This is a genomic window from Caballeronia sp. LZ033, assembly GCF_031451265.1.
In the GTDB taxonomy this organism is placed as follows: Bacteria; Pseudomonadota; Gammaproteobacteria; order Burkholderiales; family Burkholderiaceae; genus Caballeronia.
Map to the genome: position 1 here is coordinate 1 of NZ_JARUXQ010000013.1, position 5,032 is coordinate 5,032.

Below are 5,032 nucleotides of genomic sequence, written 5' to 3' on the forward strand. Positions count from 1 at the left end.
CCGCTCCGTGAGCTGTTCGTAGGTCGCCTCGCGCAGGTCCAGCACGCCGCCCGGGCCCGTCAGCAAATCCGGACGCGTCTTCTCGTACAGCGTGTGCGCTGCCACCGAAGCGGGCGTGCAGCGCTCGCGCGGGTTCATCGGTTCGAGGTCGAAGCTGTCGCGGCGGATCGTCGCCAGAATCACCTTGCCCTTGGGCTCTGCGCAGTTCGCCCCGCACTCGACGATCTTGCCCATGTGCCAGTAGATGCCCGGCTCGATTCCGTGCAGCATGCACAGCCCCGCGAACGGCGCCGGATCGTAGGCACGGCCGGCCACGATGATGTCCAGATCGGGATGCTCGCGCAGGGCTTTCGCAAACGGCTCAGCGCCCATCTGCGCGACGATATGCGACGACGCGCCCACATCCGACACCTGCAACTCCGGCGCCGATGCGCACGGCGTGACGCGGCCTTCGCCCATCGCATCGCGGACATACGAGGGGTCCACATCCGAATAGATCTTGGCGATCTTGAAGCGATAGCCTTCGCGCTTCGCGATCTCTTCGATCACATCGACCATGAAATCCACATGCGCGCGAATGCCGGGGCCGCCCGCCGAGCTGATATAGATCGGCACCTTGCGCGTGGCGCAGGCGTCGAGCATCAGCGACAGATCGCGCAGATACGCTTCACGCGTCACCAGTGTCTTCGGCAGGCCGAGCAGATAAGGACCGGGGTCGGTAGAACCGCCATCGACGATCATCGCGTCGGGCTGTTGATCGATGCCGCGCCAGAAGTCGGCCGCCGGGATGCCGTAGCCCAGGATGCCGTTCGGCGTCAGGATCCTGATTTCGTCCTTCATGAAGTCTCCTTGCGATTCCTTCGGAGCGCCGCATGCTTCGGCATGACGCAAGAGGCGCAGTCGTATGAACCGATTATGTCGAGGCCCACGCCACGACACTATTTGCTTTATGAGATAGACTCATAGACATTCCTGATAAAACCCGGAGACCTTGGGCCATGACGTCCGACAAGCCGGACGAAGCCGCGCATGCCGCGGCGCCGGTCACGATGCGTTTCGACCTCGTCGAACTGGAGACTTTTCTTGCGGTGGTGGAACTGGGCAGCTTCAGCGCCGCCGCCAGGCGTCTGCATATCTCCCAGCCTTCCGTGACGGCCCGCGTGCAGCGGCTCGAATCGACCTTGAAAACCCGGCTGCTCGTGCGCACCACGCGTCACGTGGAGCCGACCGCCGCCGGCAAGCGCTTGCGCGAGCACGCGGAAGCCGCGCTGCGCGACCTGCGCAAGCTGCTGACCGAATTCCAGGCCGATGCCGAAGCAGCGCGGCTGCGCGTAGTCGTCGCCGCCACGCCGATGATCTCGGCCGTCATGCTGCCCTCGCTGATCCATTCCTTTTGCCAGCGCTATCCGGACGTGCAGATCCAGTTGCGCGACCTGCAATATGAAGACGTGGTCGCGCGGATCGAGAGCAGCGAGGCGGATCTCGCGGTCGTCGCATTCGATAACGATTCGAGCAAGCTGAGTTTCGAAGCGCTCACGGAAGAGGACATGCTGGTCGTGGTGCCGACCTCGCATGCGCTCGCGCCCGCTGGCGAAGTGACGCTGGAGCAGCTCGCGCAAGTGCCGCTGATGCTGCTGGACCGCTATTCGATCCTGCGCGAGCGGCTCGCCGACGAGTTCGCGAAACGCGGTCTTGCGCTGCGGCCGATGCACCACGCCGCCAACCTGAGCACGCTGCTCGGCATGGTGGACGCGGGTCTGGGAGCCACCTTCCTGCCGCGCTCGATGGCGCAGCGCTACGCGCGCGACACTCGCGCCACGCTTCAGGTCACCGACGTCAAGCTGATGCGCAGCTTCGGCATTCTGCGTTCGCGCGATGCGGACCTGAGCGCCGCCGCGCTGAGCTTCGTGCGGCATTTGCAGGTGAACTTCGGCGCGACGCTGACCAGCGACGCGGCGCAGGCCTGACGCCATGATGCGAGCGCTTGCCACTTATCAGCGCGCTCATCTATCCGTTTTATCGATCAATCCATCGCGACATCGAAATTGTTCTGCGGGACGCGTGACTCTAGACTGGGATCATGAAGTGCAGATGCCATGCGCTCATCTCATTCCGGAGACTTTCATGACGCTCAAGAACAATCAGACCTTCCGCGACGCACTGTCGGCTTTTCCGAGCGGCGTCACCATCGTGTCGACGACCGACGAAGCCGGCCGCCACTGGGGCTTCACCGCCAGCTCGTTCTCGTCCGTATCGATGGACCCGCCGCTCGTGCTGGTGTGCATCGCCAACAAGGCGGATTCGCACGCGGCCTTCGTCACCGCGCAGCGTTACGCGATCAACATCCTCTCGCAGGATCAGAAGGACATCGCGATGCACTTCGCGCGCAAGGGCGTCGACAAGTTCGCCCCGCACGGCTTCCGCTATGGCACCGAAGACAATCCGCATCCGCCGGTGCTGCCGGGCTCGATGGCCTCGCTCGTGTGCGTCGCGCGCGACGTGCACGAAGCCGGCGATCATACGGTGCTGATCGGCGAGATCCAGGAAGTCGAGCTGTGCGAAGCCACGCCGCTCGTCTACTACAACCGGGGTTTTCGCAACCTCGAACTTGAAACCGAAGACTCTCTTTCCTGAGCGCATCGCATGAACGCATTCAGTTTCACCACGGTTCCCTCGCTCATCGTCGAATACGGCAGCGCCCGGCGGCTCGGCGCGCTGCTGCGCGAGCGCTATCGCAACGAAAGCCGCGTCGTGCTCGTGACCGACCGCTTCCTCAATCAGAGCGGCCTGATCGCGCCCGCACTCGACGACCTCTCGACCCAGGGCTGGGACGTCACCGTGATCGATGACGTCGTCGCCGATCCGCCCGATCACGTCGTGCTCGACGCCGCCACGCGCGCGAAAGCCAGCGGCGCGCAGATCGTGCTGGGGCTCGGCGGCGGTTCGTCGATGGACGTCGCCAAGCTGATCGCCGTGCTGTGCGCGAGCGAACAGCCGCTCGACAAGATGTATGGCGTCGGCAACGTGGAAGGCCCGCGTCTGCCGCTCGTGCTGATTCCGACCACGGCGGGCACCGGCTCCGAAGTCACGGCCATCTCCATCGTCACGACGGGCGCGACCACCAAGAGCGGCGTCGTCTCGCCGATTCTGTATCCGGACATCGCGCTGCTTGACGCCGAACTCACGCTCGGCCTGCCGCCGCAGGCGACCGCCGCGACCGGCATCGATGCCATGGTGCATGCGATCGAGGCTTACACGTCGGCGCGTCTGAAGAACCCGCTGTCCGACATGCTCGCCAAGGAAGCGCTGCGCCTGCTGTATGCGAACCTGCTGCCGGCTTGCCGCGACGGCAAGGACCGCGCCGCGCGCGAAGCCATGCTACTCGGCGCGACGCTCGCCGGCCAGGCGTTCTCGAATGCGCCCGTCGCCGCGGTGCATGCGCTCGCCTATCCGCTCGGCGGACACTTTCACGTGCCGCATGGACTGTCGAATGCGCTCGTGCTGATGCACGTGCTGCGCTACAACGCGTCCGCCGCTGCCGCGCTCTATGCGGAACTCGCGGACGTGCTCGGCTGCGCGGCGGCTGGCGACAGCGCCGAGGCGAAGACCGAAGCCTTCGTCCAGGCGATGCAGACGCTCGTCAACGAGACCGGCATTCCGCGCACGCTGCGTGAAGTGGGCGTGGAGGAATCGCATCTGCCGATGCTCGCCTCCGACGCGATGAAGCAGCAGCGCCTGCTCATCAACAATCCGCGCGAGATGACGGAAGCCGCCGCGCTCGACATCTACAAGGCCGCGCTATGAACGCGCCGTCGCAACCGGTCAAACCCTTGCGCATTGCGTTTGTGCAGTCGTGCTGGCATCGCGAGATCGTCGATCAGTGCCGGCATGCGTTTCTTGCGCGCGTCGCGGAATTGGGTTTTGCTGCAAGCGCTGTCGAGTGCTTTGATGTTCCCGGAGCGTTCGAACTGCCGCTGCACGCGAAGCTGCTCGCCACGCGCGGCGGTTTCGATGCGGTGGTGGCAGCCGGGCTTGTAGTCGATGGCGGGATCTACCGGCATGAGTTTGTTGCGCAGGCGGTCATCAACGGGCTGATGCAGGTTCAACTCGACACGCTCACGCCGGTGTTCTCGGCCGTGCTGACGCCGCATCACTTTCATGCAGGCGAAGAGCATCTGCGCTTCTTCCACGATCATATGAGCGTGAAGGGGCGTGAAGTGGCGAATGCTTGTATCGAAACGCTGGAGCGTGTGGCGCTTCTTGTTTGAACACACGCTTGAGTAGTGACAAAGGCATCCGGTTTTTAGTCGGATGCCTTTTTTATTTGCATGACGGATTGAGAACGTGCAGCGTGATCCAGGTTGATGATGCTCATAGGCATTAATCAATTCAGATACCTGTTCTTGACTGCGTGCGCACTTCGAATAATTAGGAAAAGTCGCGTTATATCGCATGCACTCGCGGGGATACATTGACAGTCGGTCGAATACGCAATCCGCGTGTTCTGTTTCATATCGATTGTCGAGGTCTCATCGTGTCGAATGCCGGGTTACAGAATAACGGGATGCTTGGTCCAGCCGCTCGCACACGACGCCGACAACAATAACGCAGGCACGGGGACGCAGGCGACATGACGATGCTGGCAGTGAACCACCTGACGCCGGTGGTCGGCATCGACGTGCATTGGGTCAATCTCCCGCCGTCGCCCGCGCCTGTTCCGCTGCCGCACCCGCACGTGGGCGTCGTGCTGGACTTGCGCGAGTACGCGAATGCGGCGCTGGCGGTCATGGGCAGCATCGTGTTCAGCTTCGTCGAGGAGCAGGTCGGCACGTTCGTGCAGGCCCACGAACAGCAGATCGCCGATGTGATGCAAAGCGATCTGGTCCAGTCGGGCTTGTGCGCCGTCGATACCGTCATGAACAATGACGTCGTCAAAGGCGGCATGGACGCGCTGAAAGCGGCGAACGCGCTGCAGCGCAAGGTGAGCGATGCCTTGGGTGGCCACGTCGGGTCGGGCGGCGGGGGCGCGCCG

At 63.6% G+C, this 5,032-nt stretch carries 6 protein-coding genes; 5 read left to right on the forward strand and 1 reads right to left on the reverse strand.

Annotated features, from left to right (window positions below; genetic code table 11):
• The coding region (locus QCE62_RS34805) for an acyclic terpene utilization AtuA family protein (RefSeq protein WP_309927944.1) at positions 1–840 on the reverse strand (840 nt) is incomplete at its 3' end.
• A 158-nt stretch (positions 841–998) separates the two neighbouring features.
• Between QCE62_RS34805 and QCE62_RS34810 the strand changes: the two genes are divergently transcribed.
• The 5 genes from QCE62_RS34810 to QCE62_RS34830 form a co-directional block, all read left to right on the forward strand.
• Positions 999–1,967 carry a LysR family transcriptional regulator gene (locus tag QCE62_RS34810; protein WP_309927946.1) on the forward strand — a complete coding sequence of 323 codons (969 nt, stop codon included), beginning with the start codon at positions 999–1,001 and terminating at the stop codon, positions 1,965–1,967.
• Between the two features lie 157 nt (positions 1,968–2,124).
• The gene (locus QCE62_RS34815) at positions 2,125–2,634 is read left to right on the forward strand and encodes a flavin reductase family protein (protein WP_309927947.1); all 510 of its coding nucleotides are present in this window, start codon (positions 2,125–2,127) and stop codon (positions 2,632–2,634) included.
• Between the two features lie 9 nt (positions 2,635–2,643).
• A complete protein-coding gene (locus QCE62_RS34820) occupies positions 2,644–3,804 on the forward strand; it encodes an iron-containing alcohol dehydrogenase (protein ID WP_309927949.1) in 1,161 nt (386 codons plus the stop codon).
• A complete protein-coding gene (locus QCE62_RS34825; protein WP_309927951.1) occupies positions 3,801–4,268 on the forward strand; it encodes a 6,7-dimethyl-8-ribityllumazine synthase in 468 nt (155 codons plus the stop codon). The genes QCE62_RS34820 and QCE62_RS34825 overlap by 4 nt, the downstream gene beginning before the upstream one ends.
• Positions 4,269–4,630: 362 nt before the next feature.
• A partial coding sequence (locus QCE62_RS34830; protein ID WP_309927952.1) for a hypothetical protein occupies positions 4,631–5,032 on the forward strand: 402 nt, incomplete at its 3' end.

Bases quoted from the DNA above. Each gene is read 5' to 3' on its own strand.
- QCE62_RS34810 (WP_309927946.1), top strand. From the start codon at position 999: ATGACGTCCGACAAGCCGGACGAAGCCGCGCATGCCGCGGCGCCGGTC.
- QCE62_RS34815 (WP_309927947.1), top strand. From the start codon at position 2,125: ATGACGCTCAAGAACAATCAGACCTTCCGCGACGCACTGTCGGCTTTT.
- QCE62_RS34820 (WP_309927949.1), top strand. From the start codon at position 2,644: ATGAACGCATTCAGTTTCACCACGGTTCCCTCGCTCATCGTCGAATAC.
- QCE62_RS34825 (WP_309927951.1), top strand. From the start codon at position 3,801: ATGAACGCGCCGTCGCAACCGGTCAAACCCTTGCGCATTGCGTTTGTG.